The following is a 19217-nucleotide window of genomic DNA, read 5'->3' as shown; positions in this document are numbered from 1 at the left end:
ACGTAAGCACATCTTCATCACAAGCGCGATACGAGATTCCGCAATCGCCTCGGCCGACTGAACCGGAATGTCATGCTCAGCACCCTCGGTTCTGATCCGTACGCCTTGGGGGACACATGTCAGGGATAGGTAGTACAGGCGCAGACAGGCGCTTCGCGTTAGCCGCCGGAGCGGCTGTCATGGCCCTGGGGGTCGCGGGATGCGGGGGCGACAGCCAGGGGGCCGCGAAACCCCTCGCCGCCACGACCACCTCCGCGGCTCCCACGCCGTCCGTGCAGGCGGCTCTCGGTCTCGTCGACGATCAGGAGAGCGCCGACGCGGGGAAGGCGATCGAGGTGAAGGTGCTGGGCAACGACAGCGTCACCCTCAAGGACGGCACGACCGGGAACGTTGAAACCGCCCTGACCGCTGGGCAGTTCACCGTCTCTGTGGACGCCGCGCCCGCGCACGGGACCGCCGTGGTCGACGGGACCACCATCACGTACACCTCCGGTCCCGGCTACGGCGGCGACGACGAGTTCACCTACCGCGTCGACGTGGCCGGGCAGAGCCTGACCGGAACCGCCGTCGTGCGGATCACCGTGGCGAAGCCCACGCCAACGCCGACGCCGACACCCAAGCCCGCGAAGCCCGCGGTCTCGTACGCCAATTGCGATGCCGTACGGGCTGCCGGCGCCGATCCCCTTCACGAAGGAGAGCCGGGCTACGGGCCGCACCTCGACCGGGACGGGGACGGGGTCGGCTGTGAGTCCTGGAGCGGGGGCAGCGGGGGAAGCGGCGGTTCCACCGGAGGGAGCACCGGGGGCAGCACCGGCGGTGGCGGCGGGAGTACGTACTACGACAACTGTGCCGCCGTACGCGCCGCAGGCGCCGCGCCCATCCATGCCGGGGAGCCCGGGTACGGGCGGCACCTCGACCGCGACGGTGACGGCGTCGGCTGCGAGTGAGCGAGTGAGTGAGCGAGTGACATTCCAGCAGAGCTGGCAGAGCAACACGACTGCGGCGGCCGGGGAGTGGACACGGCCGCCGCAGGGTTATCGGTGGGGCAAGCACAGAGCTTGAGGATCAGAAATCGATAAGGGCGAGAGACCCCTTTATGAAGGACGCGTGAATTCCTCAAACCGTAAGAACTTCATGCCGCCTTCTTGACCAGCTTCCCGTCCGCCGCGATCACGAACCACTCGCCGTCCAGGCCCTGCCCGTTCACGTCACCGGGCGTCACGTCGCCCACGTAGTAGTACAGCGGCCAGTCCCCGTACACGGCCTGTTCCGCGCCCTCGCCGAGCTTCGTCTCCTTCAGCAGGGCGGCGTCCGTACCCGACCCGGCCTTGACGTCCTTAGATGATGTGAGCGCGGGCCAGACCGCGATGCAGTCGGCGTCGCACTTGCTGGCGCCGGGCTTGTCCTTGGTGAATCCGTACAGCGTACGGCCCGAATCGTCGACCAGGATCTTGCCGAGATCCGAGTCCGCCGTCTTGACCGAGACGGTCTTCGCGGGCTTGGCCGCGGGCTTCGTGCCGCCGTCGTCGGACGAGTCGGTGGAGCCGCCGCAGGCCGCCAGGGTCAGCAGTGCCGCCGCGACGAGCGGTGCCGCAAGCAGGGCTTTGGGTCGCGTGGTGCGCATGGTTGTTCCCCCGGTTGGTGTGTGGGTGTGAGTGGGTGATGCCTACGCCGGGTTGTACGGCGGCAACTGACCGGCGGTTCAAACGAATTAAAAGAAGTTTTCCGTTGAACAAGGCCCACGGGAGGTGCGTACTTCATCGCGACCGGCCCAAGAAGGTGCCGGGTCCAACGGGAGGACGAAAACAATGCAGAAGCGTTATCTCGCTGTTACCGCAGCCGCAATTGTGCTTGGTGTTGCCGGTGTTACTCCGGCGGTCGCGCACGGCGGACATGGCGGCCACGACGGCGGCTCCAGCAGCAACGCCGGCGGCGGCAGTGCCGGCTCCTTCACCAAGCACTCCAGCGGACGTGCCCTCACCTTCGCCGCCCAGCTCTCCGGCGCCAACGAGGTGCCCGTCCAGGGCGGCCCCGCCGTGAACGACCCCGACGGCAAGGCCGTTGCCCTCGTCAAGGTGAAGGGTGACCGCGTCACCTTCGCCCTGCGGTGGAAGGGGTTCACTCCGAGCCTCGGGCACATCCACGAAGGCGCCACCGGGAAGAACGGCGCCGTGAAGGTTCCCCTCTTCACCACCGCGATGCCCGACTCCGTGAACTCGGCGGCCGGGCAAGTCGCTCTGACCGACGCCAAGCTGGCCGACAGCATCCGTCACAACCCGGCCGGGTTCTACGTCAACCTGCACAGCGCCGAGTTCCCGGGCGGAGCCGTACGAGGGCAGCTGAAGCCGCTGCACAAGAACATCAACCCGCTCGACATCATCAAGGGCGGCAAGCTGCGGGCCCTGTCCAACGGCGACCAGGAAGTCCCGAAGAACGACGCCTCCAAGGTGGGCGACCCGGACGGGCACGCCATCACCTTCCTGCAGCCCAAGGGCACGTCCGTCGGCTACTCGCTGGCCTGGGTCAACATCAAGGCCCCCGCCAAGGGCCATATCCACAAGGGTGCCTTCGGCAAGAACGGTGACGTCGTCTTCGACTTCTTCAACCGGCCCGTGCCCGACGGGATCTTCGCCGTCTCCGGGAAGATCGAGGGCCAGAACCCCGATGTCGTGAAGCGCGTCCGCGCCGACCCCGGCAACTACTACTCCAACATCCACACCTCCGAGTTCCCCGACGGTGCGCTGCGCGGGCAGCTCTTCCACTGAGCCGCCGCTGCCCGCGCTGAACGCGCGCGCCCTGCCGTACGTACTCCTCAGCACCTCCCCCAGGTCGCTGGGCGCGTGGCCGTACGGCAGGGATCGGTCACGCGCCCAGCGCGTGAGCCACGGTGTAGATCAGCAGCCCGGCCAGCGCGCCGACCACCGTGCCGTTGATCCGGATGAACTGCAGGTCGCGGCCGATGTGCGCCTCGATCTTGCGCGAGGTGTGCTCCGCGTCCCAGCCGGCGACGGTGTCCGAGATCAGCGAGGTGATCTCGGCGCGGTACGTGGTCACCACATACACGGCCGCGTCCTCCATCCAGCCGTCCAGCTTCGACTGCAGGCGGCCGTCCGTCGCGAGCCGCGCGCCCAGCGACAGCAGCGAGGCGCGGGCGCGCAGCCGCAGCTCGCTGCGGTCGTCCTCGGCCGCCGAGATGATCATGGTGCGTACGGAGGACCACGCCGACGCGATCACGTCCTGCACCTCCGAACGCGACAGCAGATCCGACTTCATCCGCTCCACCCGCGCCCGGGTGTCCGTGTCCGACTGGAGATCGGCTGCGAAGTCGGTCAGGAAGCGGTCGATCGCGCCGCGGGCGGGGTGTGCGGGCATGTCCCGCATCTCCGTGACGAAGCGCAGCAGTTCCTTGTAGACCCGCTCGCCGACCTTCCGGTCCACGAAACGCGGGGTCCAGCCCGGCGCCCCGCCCTCGACCGCGTCCATCACCGAGTCCGAGTGGAGGACCAGCCAGTCGTGGGCGCGGGCGCAGATCAGGTCGACGGCGCGGTGGTGGGCGCCGTCGGCGACGACCTTCTCCAGGGTCTTGCCGATGCCGGGGGCGACCTCCGCGCTGTCGGCGCGGCGGGTGATCGCCTCGCTGACGACGGCCTGGACGTCGGAGTCGCGCAGCACGGTGAGCGCACCGCGCAGTGCGGTGGACAGCTCGGCGGTGACCCGGTCGGCGTGGGCGGGCTCGGCCAGCCAGGCTCCGAAGCGGCGCCCGATGCCGAGCGCGTGCAGGCGCTCCCGTACGACGCCGGCGGAGAGGAAGTTCTCGCCGACGAAGGATCCCAGCGTGGTTCCCAGCTGATCCTTCTTGTTCGGGATGATCGCGGTGTGCGGGATGGGCAGGCCCAGCGGATACCGGAAGAGCGCGGTGACCGCGAACCAGTCGGCCAGTGCGCCGACCATGCCCGCCTCGGCCGCGGCGGCGACGTAACCGGCCCAGGGACCCGCGCCGGAGTTCTTCGCCCAGGTGGCGAGGGCGAAGATCAGCGCGACGAACACGAGCGCCCCGGTCGCCGTCGTCTTCATCCGGCGCACGCCGCGCATCTTCTCCGCGTCGGCAGCGGTGTACGCGAAGGAGGGGAGCGGCGTGCGGGGGCGGGGGCGGCCCCCGCCGGGCCGGTCCTGGCCGGGCCGGTCCTGGCCGGGCCGATCCTGGCCGGGCTCGCCGCCTTCTATCGCCTTCGGTTCCGTACGTTCCGGATCTGTACGTTCCGGCTCTGTGCGTTCCATACGCTCCACCCGTCCGCGCGCGCCCCGTACGCAATGTCCCTACCTCAGGTACTCCCGGGACGCACTTCGAGTTCCCGCGACATGTCCCATGATGTGCTCATGCACAAGCGACGCGGGTATGCGAGCCTCGCAGCCCTCACCGCCGTGGTCCTCCTGATCAGCGGCGCGATATACGTCGGCGTCGGAGCCCTGCAGGGCCGCGCCGCCGCCCGTACGCCCACCGCCGCCCGGGCCGCGGTCTGGGTCGGGACATGGTCGGCGCCGCCCGTCGAGGCTGCGGCGGGCGCCGCCCAGGGGGAGCACGGGGCTCGCTCCGTACGCAATGTGGTGCACACCAGCATCGGCGGGACCGCCGCCCGGCTCACCCTCTCCAACCTCCTGGGGCGCCGCCCGCTCACCGTCGCGCAGGTCTCGCTCGCCCTGCGCGCGGGCAGGGGCGCGGACGCCGTGCCCGGCAGCCTGCGGCACGTGACCTTCCACGGCCTGCGCGGGGTCACCATCGCGCCCGGCGGGCAGTCCGTCAGCGATCCCGTCGTGCTGAAGATCCCGTACGACGGGGACCTCCTCGTCAGCGTCGCCACGCCCGGCGGGCCCGTCACCGTCCATCCGCGGGCGCGGCAGACGTCGTACGTCGCGGACGGCGACCGTACGGCGGACGTCGGCGGGGAGGCGTACACCTCGCGGATCCACGCCTGGCAGCACGTCACCGCGGTCGACGTCCTGACCCGGGAGGCGGCCGGCGCGGTCGTCGCGATCGGCGACTCGATCACCGACGGGACCACGGCGACGGTTGACGCGAACCGGCGCTGGCCCGACGTCCTCGCCGACCGGTTGGGCCGGCGGGGCGCGCCCCGCTACGGCGTGATCAACGCCGGTATCAGCGGCAACCGCCTTCTCCAAGCGGGCCGCGGTCCCAGTGCGCTCGCCCGCTTCGACCGCGATGTGCTCGCGCGGCCGGGGGTGAAGACGGTGATCGTCGCGATCGGCATCAACGACCTGCTGCGCGCGCCGCGCACGGCGAAGGCCGACCGGATCACGGCGGGGCTCGCCGAACTCACGCGCCGGGCGCACGCGCGGGGGCTGAGGGTCGTCGGGGCGACGCTGCTGCCGTGCGGTGGGTACCGGGGGTGTACGCGCTCGGTCCAGGCCGTACGGGAGGAAGTCAACGCGGTCGTGCGTGCGGGTGGGATCTTCGACGGGGTCGTGGACTTCGACCGGGTGCTGCGGGATCCGTATGCGCGGGGGCGGCTGAGGCCTGTGTATGACAGCGGGGATCATGTGCATCCAAGCGATGCGGGGTATGCGCGGATGGGTGGGGCGGTGGGGGTGGCGGGGCTGTGAGGGGGCCTCGCGGTGCGTCTGGTCGGGGTGCAGCTCTGGCTCGGGCGGTCCCGTGCACCGGGGGTTTCTCCCCCACCCCGCCCCTTCCCGTAACTGGGGCTCCGCCCCAGACCCCGCGGGGGCTGGTTTTCGGGGGCTCCGCCCCCGGACCCCCGCTCCTCAATCGCCGACGGGGCAAGTCACCGGGTTCGTGGTGAGCGTGGGCCGGGGGGCGTTGGTGGCTGATGCCGGTGGGTGGTCGCGGGCGAACCGCAGGGGGCTGACCCGGACCGCGATCAGCCGAGTTCCTTGCGGTCGTCCTTCTCGTCCTTCTCCAGGCGCGCCCGCTTTTCCTCTTCCCGTTCCGCCTTGAGGCGCTGCTTCTCCGCCTTCGTGCGCTTGCGCTCGACACCCACGCCGCCCATCAGCGCGAAGCCCGAGATGACCACGCGGGGCGCCGACGGGTCCGGGTTGCCCTCGCCCTGTTCGGCGAAGCCGCCCATGAAGCCGATGCCGTTGACCTCGACGTTCAGGTCGGGGGGTACGACGATGCTGACCCCGCCCATGATCGCGAAGCAGCGGATCACGGTTACCCGGTCCTCGAAGCGGGCCTCGCGCAGGTCGAGTTCGCCGCCGCCCATCATCGCGAAGCCGGTGAACTTCCGGGCCACCGTCCAGGTGCCCTTGCGCCCGAAGCCGCCCCAGAAGGCGAACGCACCCTTCGAGGTCGGCGGGCCGCCCACGCGCTGGGCCCAGTTGCCCGAGCCGGTGGCCGCCATCGGTGCGGCCGGGGTCGTGCCCGTCAGCGGGAGGTCGCTGACCAGAGGCTCCAGCTCGCCGTGCGTACGTGCCCTGTATGCCGCGTCCAGGCGCTGCCCGAACTCCTCCATGTCGAGCCTGCCCTCCGCCACCGCCTCTCGCAGCCGCTCGGCAATCCGCTCACGCTCGGCGTCGGAGGCGCGCATCTCCGGGAGTTCGCTCATGCGGGAAGAATATCCAGCACCGGGCCCCGGTCGCAGCGCAGGGGCCAGGGGGTGTCTTTTGGATCAGGCCGGATCAGTGAGCGGGGTCTGGTGCGTGCGATCGCAGGCCGGAGGATGGGGGTCCCCCCGCCGAAGGCAGGGGGAGAGCCGACGCGGAGCGTCGGCGACTGACGACAACGCAGCGAGCGTGCGTACCAGGGCACGCGAGCCCGGCAAGATCCGAAAGACACCCCCTAGAGCCCTGAGCGCTCCGCGTACATCTTGGCGATCACGGCCTCGATGTCCGGCTCCCGTACCGACAGATCCACCAGCGGATACTTGTCGGCGAGCGCGGCCACCAGCGGGGCCGCGGACTGGGACGCGGGGAACGCGAGCCACTGCCGCGGGCCCTCGATCTTCACCGTACGGGCCAAGTCCATGACGATCGGCGGCAGTTCGCGTTCGAGGTCCACCACCAGCGTGCGCTCGCTCTCCCCCACCTCGTGGAGACCGGCGAGCGCCCCGTCATACATCAGCCGCCCGTGGTCGATGACCATCACGCGCTTGCACAGCTGCTCGATGTCGGTGAGGTCGTGCGTCGTGAGCAGCACCGTCGTCTCCCGCTCGGTGTTGAGGTCGCGCAGGAAGTCCCGGACCTTCGCCTTGGAGATCACGTCGAGCCCGATGGTCGGCTCGTCCAAATACAGCACTTCGGGGTCGTGCAGCAGCGCCGCCGCGATGTCGCCGCGCATCCGCTGGCCGAGCGAGAGCTGCCGTACGGGCACGTCCAACAGCTCGCCCAGGTCGAGGAGTTCGACACACCGGTCGAGGTTCTCGCGGAAGCGCTTGTCGGGGATCCGGTACATCCGGTGCACCAGGCGGTACGAGTCCTTCAGCGGCAGGTCCCACCACAGGGTCGTGCGCTGCCCGAAGACGACACCGATGCGCTGCGCGAGGCGTGTGCGCTCGCGGGACGGGTCGATGCCCGCGACCCGCAGCCGCCCGCCGCTGGGGGTCAGGATGCCCGTCAGCATCTTGATCATGGTGGACTTTCCGGCGCCGTTGGGGCCGATGTAGCCGACCATCTCGCCGCGCGGCACCCGGAAGCTGATCCCGTCGACCGCGCGCACCTGGTGCTTCTCGCGCCGCAGCCTGCCCGCCTTGCGGCGTACGTCGAAGACCTTCTCGACGCCGTCCAGCTCGATGAAGTCCATGCGCTCTCAGCTCCCCGTGCTGCGGTAAGAACGAAGGGCCGTCCGCCATGCCAGTGCGGCGAGCAGACAGCAGGCCGCGGCGACGAACGGTGACAGGAAGGCCGTCCAGCCCGGCACACCGGCCGGAGCGTCGCGCCCCAGGACGTACAGCGCGGGCAGCCAGTTGACGAAGGCCAGCGGTACGACGTAGACGACCCCGCGCACCAGGTCCTGCGCGAATATCGTCGGCGGGTACTGCAGCAGCGTATTGCCGCCGTACGTAAAGGAGTTGGTGACCTCCGACGCGTCCTGCGCCCAGAACTGGAAGGACGCACCCGCCACCATCACCGCCGAGAAGATCAGCGAGCCGCAGACCACCATCAGCGGCAGCATCGCCACCTTCACGGCCGTCCACTCCACGTCGACGATGACCAGCGACCAGATCAGCACCAGGAGACCCTGACTGATCCTTCCGAGGCGGCGCAGTGCGAACCGGTCCGCCGCCACCTGTGCCAGTACCGGCACCGGCCGTACGAGGAGGGTGTCGAGCGTCCCGTCCCGCACCCGCCTACCCAGCCTGTTGACCTGCCCCATCGCCAGGTCCGCGAGCCCGAAAGCCGTGCCGGTGGTGCCGTACAGGAAGGCCACCTCGGCGAAGGAGAAGCCTCCCAGGCCGTCCACCTGGCTGAACATCAGCACGATGACCACAAAGTCGAAGATCGTCGCGGTGAAGTTGGAGAAGAGGGACATCGCGAAGGAGAAGCGGTACGTCATCGTGGAGCGCATCCACATCGCCGCGATCATCCGGTACGTACGCCAGGACTCACCCACCCTGAACCACCACCCTCCGGGTGGCCGCGGACTGCACGAGGCGCCCCGCAGCCAGCAGGACGACGGCCCAGCCGAGCTGGAACGCGTATGCCTGCACCAGCCCCCACCCCGTGCGCTTCTCCAGGAAGACATCCGCCGGGACCTGGAGCATCGACGCCCAGGGCAGCGCCCGCGCGACCTCGCCCAGCGCGCCGGGGAAGACGGTCAGCGGCAGCAGCATCCCGGAGAAGAACATGCCCGCGAGCCAGGCGATATGGGCCGTACCGGCACCGTCCATCATCCAGAACGCGCTCAGCGCCACCAGGTACCAGACCGCGAAGCTGACGGTCACACCCAGCGCCACCGACAGGAGAAAGGCCGGCCAGGTGAGCGGACTGGACGGCAGCGCGAGGTCGAAGGCGAGCGCGCCGACGATCATCGGCACCGCGCCGCGCCCGAGCAGATGGAAGGCGGCGCGCCCCAAGTTGGCCGAGAACCACCACAGTTGGAGGTCGACCGGCCGGTAGAGGTCGATGGCGATGTCGCCCGTCTTGATCCGCTCGATCAGCTCGTCCTCGAAGCCGCCGCCCATCAGCCCGGCGGTGGCCAGCAGCGCCTGGCCGATCCACACATAGGTGAGCGCCTCGGGCATGTCGTAACCACCCAGGTGGGGCCGCTCGTCCCAGAGGGCCTGATAGGTGTAGGCCAGGATGAAGCCGAAGACTGTGTTCGTGAACACCCCCGCCGCCGTGGCCATCCGGTACGTCGCATGGCGCCGGAAGCCGCCCGCCGCAACGGCCGCGTACAGCCGCACCTGGACTCCCTCCGCGTGAAGGCACCAAAGCGCACGACCCTAGCCCAGCGCCGTGGCCGCCGCGACGGCTTTTACGCCGGAGGTCCTGGCTGCGATGGATAACCCACCCAAAAGGGCAGTATGGGCCTATGAGTGACGAGCCACAGCAGCAGGGCTGGACACCCCGGGACGCGACCGTCGCCGGACCGGGTCCCGGGCCCGCGCCGGAGAAGAAGGGCCCCAAGACCCGTCCCGGGCGCACCGGCTGGCGCCGCGTCATCCCCACCTGGCGGATGGTGCTCGGCACGGTCCTGCTCGTCGCCCTGCTGCTGATCGGCGGCTTCCTGGCCGGCTACATGCTCGTCGACATCCCGCCCGCCAATGCCACGGCCACCGCCCAGTCCAATGTGTATCTCTACAAGGACGGCACGCAGATCGTCCGCGACGGCGAGGTCAACCGCGAGAACGTGAGCCTCGCGCAGGTCCCGCTGACCGCGCAGCGGGCCGTACTGGCCGCCGAGGACCGGGACTTCTACTCCGAGCGCGCCGTCGACCCCAAGGCGATGGTCCGCGCCGCCTGGAACACCCTGACCGGCAAGGGCAGGCAGTCCGGCTCCACCATCACCCAGCAGTATGTCAAGAACTACTACCTGGGCCAGGAGCAGACGATCTCGCGGAAGTGGAAGGAGTTCTTCATCGCGATCAAGCTGGGGCGCGAGGAGAGCAAGGGCGACATCCTCGGGGGCTATCTCAACACCAGTTACTTCGGGCGCAACGCGTACGGCATCCAGGCCGCAGCCCAGGCGTACTACGGCAAGGACATCGCGGACATCGACACGGCGGAGGGCGCCTATCTCGCCTCTCTGCTCAACGCCCCGAGCGTGTACGACGTCGCCACGCATCCGGAGAACCGGGCCGCCGCGCTCGCCCGCTGGAACTACACCCTCGACGGCATGGTCAAGAAGAAGTGGCTCAGCCCCGCCGAGCGCGCGGCCATGACGTTCCCGGTGCCGCAGACGGCAAAGCCCGCGACCGGGCTTTCGGGCCAGCGCGGCTATATCGTCCAGGCCGTCGAGGACTACCTCACCAACAACAAGATCATCGACGAGAACACCCTGGCCACCGGCGGCTACCGGATCACCACTACGCTGGAGCGCGACAAGCAGAACGCCTTCAAGGAGGCGGTCGACGACCAGGTGATGTCCAAACTCGACCCGGACCGCAAGGCCGACCGCAATGTCCGGGTCGGCGGCGCCTCCATCGACCCGGCCACCGGCAAGGTCCTCGCCATGTACGGCGGCGTCGACTACACCAAGCAGTACGTCAACAACGCGACCCGCCGCGACTACCAAGTCGGCTCCACCTTCAAGCCGTTCGTCTTCACCTCCGCCGTCGCGCACGACTCCGAGGCCCAGGACGGCGGGCGCATCACCCCCAACACGGTCTACGACGGCACCAACAGGCGCCCCGTCCAGGGATGGAGCGGGAAGCCGTACGCCCCCGCCAACGAGGACGACGTCTCGTACGGCCCCATCACCGTCCGCACCGCCACCGACAGGTCCGTCAACGCGGTGTACGCGCAGATGGCCATGGACGTCGGGCCCGCCAGGGTCAGGAAGACGGCGATCGCCCTGGGGATCCCCGCGAGCACCCCGGACCTGACCGCCTCGCCCTCCATCGCGCTCGGTCCCGCGACCGCGAGCGTCCTCGACATGACCGAGGCGTACGCGACGCTCGCCAACCACGGCAGGCATGGCACGTACACCCTGGTCGAGAAGGTCTCCAAGGACGGCGTCGACGTCCAGCTGCCCAAGGAGGAACCCGAACAGGCCGTCAGCCGGGAGGCCGCCGACACGACGACCTCGATCCTGCAGAGCGTGGTCGACGGCGGCACGGGCACCGAGGCCCAGTCCGCCGGCCGCCCGGCCGCAGGCAAGACCGGCACGGCGGAGGAGGACCAGGCGGCCTGGTTCGCCGGCTACACCCCGGACCTGGCGACGGTGGTCGCGGTGATGGGCCAGGACCCGGCCACCGGCGCGCACAAGCCGCTGTACGGGGCGCTGGGTCTGCCGCGGATCAACGGCGGCGGGGCACCGGCGAAGATCTGGGGCCAGTTCACCGGGCTCGCGCTGGAGGACTCCGACGTCGAGGAGTTCGACCTGGACCTGCAGGTAGGCGCGGACGAGGTCGAGCCCCCGGTGGAGGAGGAGCCCCCGGCCGAGCCCTCTCAGGCGCCGGGGTCCAGCTGGCCGAGCCTGCCCCCCGACGACACGCAGGGCCAGGACCAGGGCCAGACGCAGGGGCAGGACCAGGGGCAGACCGACGGCGGCCAGACGGACGGCGGCACCGACGACGGCGGCACGGACGACGGCGGCACCACGACCGGCGGGCAGACGGACGGCGGGACGGAGGACGGAGGAACCACCGACGGGGGCACGGGCACCGGAGGGACGACGGAAGGGGGCACGACGACCGGCGGAATCATCGGCGGGACCGACACGGGCCGCGGGACGGCGGACGAGGGCGGAGGGGGTGGCGGGCGCGGGGGCAGCAAACCCTCGACCGGCCGTCAGTGACCCGAGGTCGCCTTGAGGCCGACCACCGCGACCAGCAGCAGACAGACGAAGAAGATCCGGGCCGCGGTCGCGGGCTCGTTCAGCGCGACCATGCCGACCACGGCGGCACCGGCCGCACCGATGCCGACCCAGACGCCGTACGCCGTGCCGATCGGCAGGCTCCTGGCGGCGTGCGACAGCAGCATCATGCTGACGACGATCCCGAGACCGGTGAACACGCTCGGCCACAGCCGGGTGAACCCCTCGGTGAACTTCATTCCGATCGACCAGCCGACCTCGAGCAGACCGGCGACAACAAGCAGAACCCAGGCCATGACGGCACCTCCGAGACGCGGAACTTCGGGCGGTGCGTCGTCTTTGCGGCAACCCGGTACGGCGCGTCTCGTCGGGTGCTTCCACGGTAGCAAAGGGCAGACAGAAGGGCTGGTGACCTGTGCCACCAGCCCGTCGCTGCAGGTACAGACGCCGCTTAGAGATACAGCCCGGTGGAGTCCTCGGAGCCCTGGAAACGGTCCGCGGCGACGGCGTGCAGATCGCGCTCGCGCATCAGCACGTACGCGACGCCCCGCACCTCGACCTCGGCGCGGTCCTCGGGGTCGTACAGCACCCGGTCGCCCGGCTCCACGGTGCGGACGTTCTGCCCGACGGCGACCACCCCGGCCCAGGCCAGGCGCCGCCCGACCGCCGCGGTCGCCGGAATGACGATGCCGCCGCTCGAACGCCGCTCCCCCTCCGGAATGTCGGTCCTGACCAGCACGCGATCGTGCAGCATCCGGATCGGCAGCTTGTCATGGGTGGTGCTGGGGTCATGGCTGTTGGCGCTCACGAGTCGAACCTACCTGCCCGCGAGCGTTCCGTACGCCCGAGGGTCACCGCCGCCGCCTTCTCGCCGACACCGCGAGCAGCCCCACGATTCCCACAGCCACCAGTGCCACCGGCACCAGGCGCTCCAGCCGCGGGGCCCCATCCTCGTTGACGAACTGCGCCTTGATGTCGGACACCGTACGGTTCACCGCGACGACGGCGCGGCCCGCCGTCTGGTCCACGGTCGATGCAACCCTGGCCCTGGCATCGCCGATGACCGTCTTCGGGTGCACCCGCACGCCGATCTCGTCGAGCATCTCCGCGAGCTGCTCGCGCCTGCGGACGATGTCCGTCTCGATCTGCGCAGGGGTCCTGGCATCCGACACCGCGCTGCCTCCGTCGTCGTTTCCGTTGGTCCGTCATCGACAGTCTGTCAGCTCGGCCGCTCCCGCACCCCACGGCACCCCTATTACGCTCGACGGCGTACACCCTCACCTCACCCCCAGCACGTCTTTCGAGGAGAACCATGAGCGAGCGACTCCAGCCCGGCGACACCGCCCCCGACTTCACGCTGCCCGACGCGGACGGCAACGAGGTCTCGCTCGCGGACCACAAGGGCCGCAAGGTCATCGTCTACTTCTACCCGGCCGCCCTGACCCCCGGCTGCACCAAGCAGGCCTGCGATTTCACGGACAACCTGGAGCTGCTGGCGGGCGCGGGCTACGACGTGATCGGTGTGTCCCCGGACAAGCCGGAGAAGCTGGCGAAGTTCCGTGAGAAGGAGTCCCTGAAGGTCACGCTGGTCGGCGACCCCTCCAAGGAGACGCTGAAGGCGTACGGCGCCTTCGGCGAGAAGAAGCTGTACGGCAAGACGGTGACCGGTGTCATCCGATCGACGGTGATCGTCGACGAGGAGGGCAAGGTCGAGCGCGCCCTGTACAACGTCAAGGCGACCGGCCATGTCGCCAAGATCATCAAGGACCTGGGGATCTAGGCCTCCCGCTTCCTGGAACGGCTCGCATCGATTGGCGGTGCGAGCCGTTCCGCATTTCGGACGTGACCATCCGATAAACGGTTCGTTACTCAGTGCGAGGCCGTGAACACGCGGCCGGATACGGAGGCAATGATGCCGGTAAGCCCGTACACCAGGGAACGGCTCGCTGCGGCGGCGGAATCGTCGCGGACACTGTCCGAGGCGCTGAGAAAGCTCGGCGTAGACCCGAAGAGTTCCACACGGCGATACATCCTCGAGCGCATGAAGCGGATGGGCATAGCGACCTCGCACTTCGAGCGCGAGGGCGCCCGCTGGACCAAGGAAGTCCTTGAGCCCGTAGTTGCCGCATCGGCAAGCGTGTGTGAGGTGCTCCGCCGCCTCGGACTCGACGTGGTGGGCGGCCACCACACCAACATCAGTCGGCGGATCAAGACGTACGGCATCGACACCTCGCACTTCAGGGCACCGTCCAGACGCGGGGAGACCAGAAGCCGACGGACACCAAGGGCGCTGCTCGTCGAGCAGACCTCTCAGGAAGCCCGACGCATCCCGAGTGAGCGCCTCAAGCGCGCCATGACCGCACTGGGTGTCAGCGAGTGCTGCGACTTATGCGGCACCGAACCTGTGTGGCGTGGCAATCCACTTCCGCTCGAGGTCGACCACATCGATGGGAATTGGCGCAACAACCGAATCGAGAACCTGCGCCTGCTCTGTCCGAACTGCCACTCCACAACGGACACTTACCGCGGTCGCGGCAAAGGGCGAATCGATGTGGCAGCGTCGTGAGCAGTGACATCCGTTACACCCGCGAGCGGCTGACCCAAGCCGCCGAGCACTGCTCGACGATCGACGAGGTCATTACCTTCTTCGGCACCCGCCCTTACGGCCACCTGCACCGATACCTGAAGCGGCGCTTCGCTCAATTCGGCATTGACATCTCGCATTTCCGCCACTGCGGCAACGGCACCACTCGGACGCGACCCGAACGGGACGAGCTGTGCACAGCGGTGGCGGAATCCCGGTCCATTGCCGATACCCTTCGCCACCTCGGCCGACCCGACAACGGGCGCCAGCGCCAGATGTTGCGCCAGTGGGTCACCGAGGAAGGACTCACGACTGCGCACTTCCTCGGGCAGGCGCATCGGCGTGGGAAGCCAGGCTCGGCGCCCACGAAGCGAGCCGAAGATGTCCTGGTGAAGCGCAGCGGCAGGCACCGGACGCGAACGGTGACGCTTCGCCGAGCTCTGCGAGAGATCGGCGTCGCCGAGGAATGCGCGGAGTGCGGGACCGGCCCCGAATGGAACGGGAGGCCCATGACCCTGGAAGTCGACCACATAAACGGCGACTGGAGCGACGACCGGGCCGAGAACCTTCGGCTCCTCTGCCCCAACTGCCACGCCATCACCAGCACCTGGTGTCGCGGCGGCAGGCGTCGAAAGGCAAGCCGGCCAGCTGCGTAGCGGAAACCCAGACGCCGTCCGAGCCGCCGAACCGGTACCATGACTGGCGGCTGGCGGCCGTTGCTGAATTGGTATAAGCGCGACACTTAGGATGTCGTGGGAGAAATCCCATGTGGGTTCGAGTCCCACCGGCCGCACATGAACAGAGGGGCCGTTCCGCAGCATGCGGAACGGCCCTTCTTCATGGGTCAGCCCAGGAGTTCACGCACCACCGGCACCAGCGCCCGAAACGCCTGTCCCCTGTGGCTGATCGCGTTCTTCTCCTCAGGGGTCAGTTCGGCGCAGGTGCGCGTGTCGCCCTCCGGCTGCAGGATCGGGTCGTAGCCGAAGCCGCCCGAGCCCTCGGGGGCGTAGCGCAGGGTGCCGCGCAGGCGGCCCTCGACGACGCGTTCCGTACCGTCGGGCAGGGCGAGCGCCGCCGCGCAGGCGAAGTGGGCGCCGCGGTGGAGTTCGTCGATGTCGGAGAGCTGGTCCAGGAGCAGGGTGAGATTTGCCCGGTCGTCGCCGTGGCGGCCGGCCCAGCGGGCGGAGAAGATGCCGGGCGCGCCGCCGAGGACGTCGACGCAGAGGCCGGAGTCGTCGGCGACGGCCGCAAAGCCGGTGGCCTGGGCGAGGGTGTGCGCCTTGAGCAGCGCGTTCTCGACGAAGGTGACGCCGGTTTCCTTGACGTCGGGAATGTCGGGATAGGCATCCGCGCCGACGAGTTCGTGGGTGAGGCCCGCGTCGGCGAGGACGGCCTTCAGTTCGGTGATTTTCCCGGTGTTGCGAGTGGCGAGGATCAGTCGGGTCATGCTCCTGATTATCCGGGCTCGGGGACCCTTTATCAGGATGTGCAGACCTTGCCGATCTCGCCCGCCGCGTCGGTGATGGGCTTGATGTCGGGGGTGCTGTCGCCGTTCTCGATCGACTTGCGGACGTTGTCGACGCCTGCGTTGAGATTGTCGACGGCCTTGCTCAGGTCGGCGTTGTCGGTCTTGTCGCTGAGGTTCTTCAGTTCCCGGTCGATGTCGTCGAGCGCTTCCTTGGCCTGCGTCGGGTCGTCGGCTGCGGTCGAGACCGCCTGCTGGAGCTTGTCGACGCTGGTGGCGATGGCGTCGGCGGTCTCGACGCAGTCGAGTGCCTTGTCGATGGCGCTGCAGCCGACCGTGATCGGTACGAGCAGTGCGGCTGTGGCGAGCGTGATTGCTATACGGCGGCGCGCAGGCATGGAACGGTCCTCCCGGATACGGACGGGCGCACGGTTCGGCCCGTGCGCCCGTAGTTCTGATGACGCCCGGTGGGGCGTACTTGGTTGCTTCTTTACCCTTCGAGTGCCCGATCGAGGGCGTCGCGCTGGAGCGCGGCGAGGTCGGCACAGCCGCCGGTCGCCAGGTCCAGGAGTGCGTTGAGCTCCTTGCGGTCGAAGGGTTCGGCCTCGGCGGTGCCCTGCACCTCGACGAAGCGGCCGTCGCCGGTGCAGACGACGTTCATGTCGGTCTCGGCGCGTACGTCTTCCTCGTAGCAGAGGTCGAGGAGCGGGGTGCCGTCGACGATGCCGACGCTGACGGCGGCGACGGTCCCGGTGAGCGGTCGGCGGCCGGCCTTGACGAGCTTCTTGCGCTGGGCCCAGGCGACGGCGTCGGCCAGCGCGACATAGGCGCCGGTGATGGCGGCGGTGCGGGTGCCGCCGTCGGCCTGCAGGACGTCGCAGTCCAGGACGATGGTGTTCTCGCCGAGGGCCTTGTAGTCGATGACCGCGCGCAGCGAGCGGCCGATGAGGCGGGAGATCTCGTGCGTACGTCCGCCGATCTTGCCGCGTACGGATTCGCGGTCGCCGCGGGTGTTGGTGGAGCGCGGCAGCATCGAGTACTCGGCGGTGACCCAGCCTTCGCCGCTGCCCTTGCGCCAGCGCGGGACGCCTTCGGTGACCGAGGCGGTGCAGAAGACCTTGGTGTCGCCGAAGGCGATGAGGACGGAGCCCTCGGCGTGCTTGCTCCATCCGCGTTCGATGGTGACCGGGCGGAGCTGTTCGGGGGTGCGGCCGTCGATTCGAGACATGGCGTCGAGCCTAGCGGCCTGAACTCGGGTGGGGACTCCGCCCCTCAGGGACCGGCGGGGGTCGGGGACGGAGTCCCGGGTGGGAGTGCGCTACATCATGTCTTCGATGTCCGCGGCGATCGGGTCGGCGTCGGTGCCGATGACGACCTGGATCGCGGTGCCCATCTTCACGACACCGTGCGCGCCGGCGGCCTTCAGGGCGGCTTCGTCGACCTTGCTCGGGTCGACGACTTCGGTGCGGAGGCGGGTGATGCAGCCCTCGATCTCCTCGATGTTGTCGATTCCGCCGAGCCCGGCGACGATCTTCTCAGCCTTGCTGGCCATGTCTTTCTCCCTGCGTATCAAGAGCGCCCGTACGGGGCGCTCAGCGCTGCCTCGGCCCACCGTTGGTCCGCTTCGTCACGGTAACGCACGGTTGGCCCACCTTCGCGGGCGGGTAACCGCCTCGTACCGAATGATGACGATCACCGGTGTCTGTCCCGCGACCGGGCGCGGGGACCGTACCGCGACTGGTCTACACCAGTCTGCAACACCTGCCAAACCACGGCATGTTCCGGGAGGACGCCGATGAGCTCCGACAGCGTCGCCGCGCCGCAGAAGAAGTGGTGGAGCGGCGCCTTCCAAGGGCTGCAGAAGATGGGCCGCAGCCTCCAGCTGCCCATCGCCGTCCTCCCCGCCGCCGGCATCCTCAACCGCCTCGGCCAGCCCGATGTGTTCGGCGCGGACGGACTCGGCTGGGACAACGTCGCCAAGGTGATGGCGGGCGCGGGCGGCGCGCTGCTGGACGGCGACCTCGGTCTGCCGCTGCTGTTCTGCGTCGGCGTCGCGATCGGCATGGCCAAGAAGTCCGACGGCTCTACCGCTCTCGCGGCCGTGGTCGGCTTCCTCGTCTACTACAACGTCCTGCTCCAGTTCCCCGAGGACTGCGTGGAGGGAGCCAAGGCGGCGGCCACCGGCTGCCAGGCCCCCGACGGATCGGTCGCGGAATTCACGTACCAGAACCCGGGCGTCTTCGGCGGCATCGTCATCGGCCTGCTGACCGCCTACTTCTGGCAGCGCTACCACCGCACCAAGCTCGTGGACTGGCTCGGCTTCTTCAACGGCCGACGGCTCGTCCCGATCATCATGTCCTTCGTCGCGATCGGGGTCGCGGCCCTCTCCCTGTGGGCCTGGCCACCCCTTGGCGACGCTCTCGAGAATTTCAGCGACTGGCTGGTGGGTCTGGGCGCCTGGGGTTCGGGCCTCTTCGGCCTCACGAACCGGGCGCTGCTGGTGATCGGCCTGCACCAGTTCCTGAACGTGCCGATCTTCTTCCAGTTCGGCAGCTACACCACGCCGGACGGCACGGTCGTGCACGGCGACATCACCATGTTCCTGGCGGGCGACCCGAACGCGGGCCAGTTCACCACGGGCTTCTTCCCGATCATGATGTTCGCGCTCCCCGCCGCCGCGCTGGCCATCACCCACTGCGCCAAGCCGCACCGCCGCAAGGAGATCGGCGGCCTGATGCTCTCGGTCGCCCTGACGTCGTTCGTCACCGGTATCACCGAGCCGATCGAGTACTCGTTCCTGTTCGTCGCCCCGCTGCTGTACGCGGTCCACGCGCTGCTGACCGGTGTCTCGATGGCGGTGAGCTGGGGACTCGGCGTCCATGACGGCTTCAGCTTCTCGGCCGGCCTGATCGACTACGTCATCAACTGGGGCCTGGCGACCAAACCGTGGCTGATCATTCCGATCGGGCTCTGCTTCGCGGTGGTGTATTACGCGATCTTCCGGTTCGCGATCACCAGGTTCAATATCCAGACACCAGGGCGGGAGCCGGACGAGATCGGGGACGAGCTGGAGCGGGAGAACATCAAGTAGAGGCGTCACACGTAACACCCCATGAGGCCCTTGGACCACGGTCCAAGGGCCTCATGTCGTGCATTTCGCGCTATGGCCCGGCCCACAGAAATCGGAGGTTCCTTATCCGCCACTCACATGCTAAAAC

21 protein-coding genes, 1 tRNA gene and 1 riboswitch are annotated in these 19217 nt (G+C 69.1%); of the genes, 9 read left to right on the top strand and 13 right to left on the bottom strand.

What is annotated here, in order from left to right; genetic code table 11:
- Window positions 1–179: 179 nt before the first annotated feature.
- Window positions 180–947 (top strand): excalibur calcium-binding domain-containing protein, encoded by a 768-nt coding sequence (locus OOK40_RS02150; protein ID WP_266476060.1) that lies wholly within the window; start codon window positions 180–182, stop codon window positions 945–947.
- A gap of 185 nt (window positions 948–1132) precedes the next feature.
- On the opposite strand, the gene OOK40_RS02145 is transcribed toward OOK40_RS02150, so the two are convergent.
- On the bottom strand, window positions 1133–1624 hold the full coding sequence (locus OOK40_RS02145; RefSeq protein ID WP_266476058.1) for a hypothetical protein: 492 nt from the start codon (window positions 1622–1624) through the stop codon (window positions 1133–1135).
- A gap of 184 nt (window positions 1625–1808) precedes the next feature.
- On the opposite strand from OOK40_RS02145, the gene OOK40_RS02140 reads away from it, so the two are divergent.
- Complete coding sequence (locus tag OOK40_RS02140; protein ID WP_266476056.1) at window positions 1809–2765, top strand: CHRD domain-containing protein; 957 nt, start codon at window positions 1809–1811, stop codon at window positions 2763–2765.
- Window positions 2766–2862: 97 nt separating this feature from the next.
- Here the strand turns inward: OOK40_RS02140 and OOK40_RS02135 are convergent, their stop codons facing one another.
- Window positions 2863–4287: a DUF445 domain-containing protein gene (locus OOK40_RS02135; protein ID WP_266476055.1), complete on the bottom strand. Its 1425-nt coding sequence runs from the start codon at window positions 4285–4287 to the stop codon at window positions 2863–2865.
- Between the two features lie 90 nt (window positions 4288–4377).
- Between OOK40_RS02135 and OOK40_RS02130 the strand changes: the two genes are divergently transcribed.
- Window positions 4378–5619, top strand: a complete 1242-nt coding sequence (locus OOK40_RS02130) for an SGNH/GDSL hydrolase family protein (RefSeq protein WP_266476053.1) — start codon at window positions 4378–4380, stop codon at window positions 5617–5619.
- Between the two features lie 275 nt (window positions 5620–5894).
- On the opposite strand, the gene OOK40_RS02125 is transcribed toward OOK40_RS02130, so the two are convergent.
- The 4 genes from OOK40_RS02125 to OOK40_RS02110 all read right to left on the bottom strand — a co-directional run bounded on the left by OOK40_RS02125 (window position 5895) and on the right by OOK40_RS02110 (window position 9377).
- A complete protein-coding gene (locus OOK40_RS02125; protein ID WP_266478761.1) occupies window positions 5895–6563 on the bottom strand; it encodes a DUF1707 domain-containing protein in 669 nt (222 codons plus the stop codon).
- 251 nt (window positions 6564–6814) lie between these two features.
- A complete protein-coding gene (locus tag OOK40_RS02120) occupies window positions 6815–7774 on the bottom strand; it encodes an ATP-binding cassette domain-containing protein (protein WP_266476051.1) in 960 nt (319 codons plus the stop codon).
- A 6-nt stretch (window positions 7775–7780) separates the two neighbouring features.
- Complete coding sequence (locus tag OOK40_RS02115; RefSeq protein ID WP_266478758.1) at window positions 7781–8557, bottom strand: ABC transporter permease; 777 nt, start codon at window positions 8555–8557, stop codon at window positions 7781–7783.
- Between the two features lie 19 nt (window positions 8558–8576).
- Complete coding sequence (locus OOK40_RS02110) at window positions 8577–9377, bottom strand: ABC-2 family transporter protein (protein ID WP_266476049.1); 801 nt, start codon at window positions 9375–9377, stop codon at window positions 8577–8579.
- Window positions 9378–9505: 128 nt separating this feature from the next.
- Between OOK40_RS02110 and OOK40_RS02105 the strand changes: the two genes are divergently transcribed.
- Window positions 9506–11932 (top strand): transglycosylase domain-containing protein, encoded by a 2427-nt coding sequence (locus OOK40_RS02105; RefSeq protein ID WP_266476048.1) that lies wholly within the window; start codon window positions 9506–9508, stop codon window positions 11930–11932.
- Here the strand turns inward: OOK40_RS02105 and OOK40_RS02100 are convergent.
- From OOK40_RS02100 to OOK40_RS02090, 3 genes are all read right to left on the bottom strand, one after another.
- Window positions 11926–12246: a multidrug efflux SMR transporter gene (locus tag OOK40_RS02100; protein WP_266476046.1), complete on the bottom strand. Its 321-nt coding sequence runs from the start codon at window positions 12244–12246 to the stop codon at window positions 11926–11928. The two genes, OOK40_RS02105 and OOK40_RS02100, sit on opposite strands and share 7 nt — an antisense overlap.
- A 31-nt stretch (window positions 12247–12277) precedes the next feature.
- A riboswitch (guanidine-III (ykkC-III) riboswitch) is annotated at window positions 12278–12342 on the bottom strand.
- Window positions 12343–12401: 59 nt separating this feature from the next.
- Window positions 12402–12758: a co-chaperone GroES gene (locus OOK40_RS02095; RefSeq protein WP_266476044.1), complete on the bottom strand. Its 357-nt coding sequence runs from the start codon at window positions 12756–12758 to the stop codon at window positions 12402–12404.
- A gap of 43 nt (window positions 12759–12801) precedes the next feature.
- Complete coding sequence (locus tag OOK40_RS02090) at window positions 12802–13122, bottom strand: DUF3618 domain-containing protein (RefSeq protein WP_266476042.1); 321 nt, start codon at window positions 13120–13122, stop codon at window positions 12802–12804.
- Between the two features lie 140 nt (window positions 13123–13262).
- On the opposite strand from OOK40_RS02090, the gene bcp reads away from it, so the two are divergent.
- The 4 genes from bcp (at window position 13263) to OOK40_RS02070 (ending at window position 15327) form a co-directional block, all read left to right on the top strand.
- Window positions 13263–13730: a thioredoxin-dependent thiol peroxidase gene (gene bcp, locus OOK40_RS02085; protein WP_266476040.1), complete on the top strand. Its 468-nt coding sequence runs from the start codon at window positions 13263–13265 to the stop codon at window positions 13728–13730.
- A 132-nt stretch (window positions 13731–13862) separates the two neighbouring features.
- On the top strand, window positions 13863–14516 hold the full coding sequence (locus tag OOK40_RS02080; RefSeq protein ID WP_266478755.1) for an HNH endonuclease signature motif containing protein: 654 nt from the start codon (window positions 13863–13865) through the stop codon (window positions 14514–14516).
- On the top strand, window positions 14513–15190 hold the full coding sequence (locus OOK40_RS02075) for an HNH endonuclease signature motif containing protein (RefSeq protein ID WP_266476038.1): 678 nt from the start codon (window positions 14513–14515) through the stop codon (window positions 15188–15190). Before OOK40_RS02080 ends, OOK40_RS02075 begins: the two co-directional genes overlap by 4 nt.
- A gap of 53 nt (window positions 15191–15243) precedes the next feature.
- A tRNA-Leu gene (locus OOK40_RS02070) sits at window positions 15244–15327 on the top strand.
- A 51-nt stretch (window positions 15328–15378) separates the two neighbouring features.
- Here OOK40_RS02070 and rdgB read toward each other — a convergent pair.
- The 4 genes from rdgB to OOK40_RS02050 form a co-directional block, all read right to left on the bottom strand.
- A complete protein-coding gene (gene rdgB, locus OOK40_RS02065; RefSeq protein WP_266476036.1) occupies window positions 15379–15981 on the bottom strand; it encodes an RdgB/HAM1 family non-canonical purine NTP pyrophosphatase in 603 nt (200 codons plus the stop codon).
- Window positions 15982–16013: 32 nt separating this feature from the next.
- Window positions 16014–16397 carry a hypothetical protein gene (locus tag OOK40_RS02060; protein WP_266476034.1) on the bottom strand — a complete coding sequence of 128 codons (384 nt, stop codon included), beginning with the start codon at window positions 16395–16397 and terminating at the stop codon, window positions 16014–16016.
- Between the two features lie 92 nt (window positions 16398–16489).
- Window positions 16490–17227, bottom strand: a complete 738-nt coding sequence (gene rph / locus OOK40_RS02055) for a ribonuclease PH (RefSeq protein ID WP_266476032.1) — start codon at window positions 17225–17227, stop codon at window positions 16490–16492.
- Between the two features lie 90 nt (window positions 17228–17317).
- Complete coding sequence (locus OOK40_RS02050; RefSeq protein WP_142217368.1) at window positions 17318–17551, bottom strand: glucose PTS transporter subunit EIIB; 234 nt, start codon at window positions 17549–17551, stop codon at window positions 17318–17320.
- Between the two features lie 243 nt (window positions 17552–17794).
- On the opposite strand from OOK40_RS02050, the gene OOK40_RS02045 reads away from it, so the two are divergent.
- Window positions 17795–19090: a PTS transporter subunit EIIC gene (locus OOK40_RS02045; RefSeq protein ID WP_266476028.1), complete on the top strand. Its 1296-nt coding sequence runs from the start codon at window positions 17795–17797 to the stop codon at window positions 19088–19090.
- Window positions 19091–19217 lie beyond the last annotated feature (127 nt).

It is taken from the genome of Streptomyces sp. NBC_01481 (genome assembly GCF_026339995.1).
Classification (GTDB): Bacteria; Actinomycetota; Actinomycetes; order Streptomycetales; family Streptomycetaceae; genus Streptomyces.
Note: the sequence above shows the minus strand (reverse complement) of the source record. Positions and strands in the feature narration are given on the sequence as shown.

What these genes read in the sequence shown, in the direction of transcription:
- OOK40_RS02150 (WP_266476060.1), top strand. Translation starts at nt 180, where the DNA reads ATGGCCCTGGGGGTCGCGGGATGCGGGGGCGACAGCCAGGGGGCCGCG.
- OOK40_RS02145 (WP_266476058.1), bottom strand. Translation starts at nt 1,624, where the DNA reads ATGCGCACCACGCGACCCAAAGCCCTGCTTGCGGCACCGCTCGTCGCG.
- OOK40_RS02140 (WP_266476056.1), top strand. Translation starts at nt 1,809, where the DNA reads ATGCAGAAGCGTTATCTCGCTGTTACCGCAGCCGCAATTGTGCTTGGT.
- OOK40_RS02130 (WP_266476053.1), top strand. Translation starts at nt 4,378, where the DNA reads ATGCACAAGCGACGCGGGTATGCGAGCCTCGCAGCCCTCACCGCCGTG.
- OOK40_RS02125 (WP_266478761.1), bottom strand. Translation starts at nt 6,563, where the DNA reads ATGCGCGCCTCCGACGCCGAGCGTGAGCGGATTGCCGAGCGGCTGCGA.
- OOK40_RS02120 (WP_266476051.1), bottom strand. Translation starts at nt 7,774, where the DNA reads ATGGACTTCATCGAGCTGGACGGCGTCGAGAAGGTCTTCGACGTACGC.
- OOK40_RS02115 (WP_266478758.1), bottom strand. Translation starts at nt 8,557, where the DNA reads ATGATCGCGGCGATGTGGATGCGCTCCACGATGACGTACCGCTTCTCC.
- OOK40_RS02105 (WP_266476048.1), top strand. Translation starts at nt 9,506, where the DNA reads ATGAGTGACGAGCCACAGCAGCAGGGCTGGACACCCCGGGACGCGACC.
- OOK40_RS02100 (WP_266476046.1), bottom strand. Translation starts at nt 12,246, where the DNA reads ATGGCCTGGGTTCTGCTTGTTGTCGCCGGTCTGCTCGAGGTCGGCTGG.
- bcp (WP_266476040.1), top strand. Translation starts at nt 13,263, where the DNA reads ATGAGCGAGCGACTCCAGCCCGGCGACACCGCCCCCGACTTCACGCTG.
- OOK40_RS02080 (WP_266478755.1), top strand. Translation starts at nt 13,863, where the DNA reads ATGCCGGTAAGCCCGTACACCAGGGAACGGCTCGCTGCGGCGGCGGAA.
- rdgB (WP_266476036.1), bottom strand. Translation starts at nt 15,981, where the DNA reads ATGACCCGACTGATCCTCGCCACTCGCAACACCGGGAAAATCACCGAA.
- OOK40_RS02060 (WP_266476034.1), bottom strand. Translation starts at nt 16,397, where the DNA reads ATGCCTGCGCGCCGCCGTATAGCAATCACGCTCGCCACAGCCGCACTG.
- rph (WP_266476032.1), bottom strand. Translation starts at nt 17,227, where the DNA reads ATGTCTCGAATCGACGGCCGCACCCCCGAACAGCTCCGCCCGGTCACC.
- OOK40_RS02050 (WP_142217368.1), bottom strand. Translation starts at nt 17,551, where the DNA reads ATGGCCAGCAAGGCTGAGAAGATCGTCGCCGGGCTCGGCGGAATCGAC.
- OOK40_RS02045 (WP_266476028.1), top strand. Translation starts at nt 17,795, where the DNA reads ATGAGCTCCGACAGCGTCGCCGCGCCGCAGAAGAAGTGGTGGAGCGGC.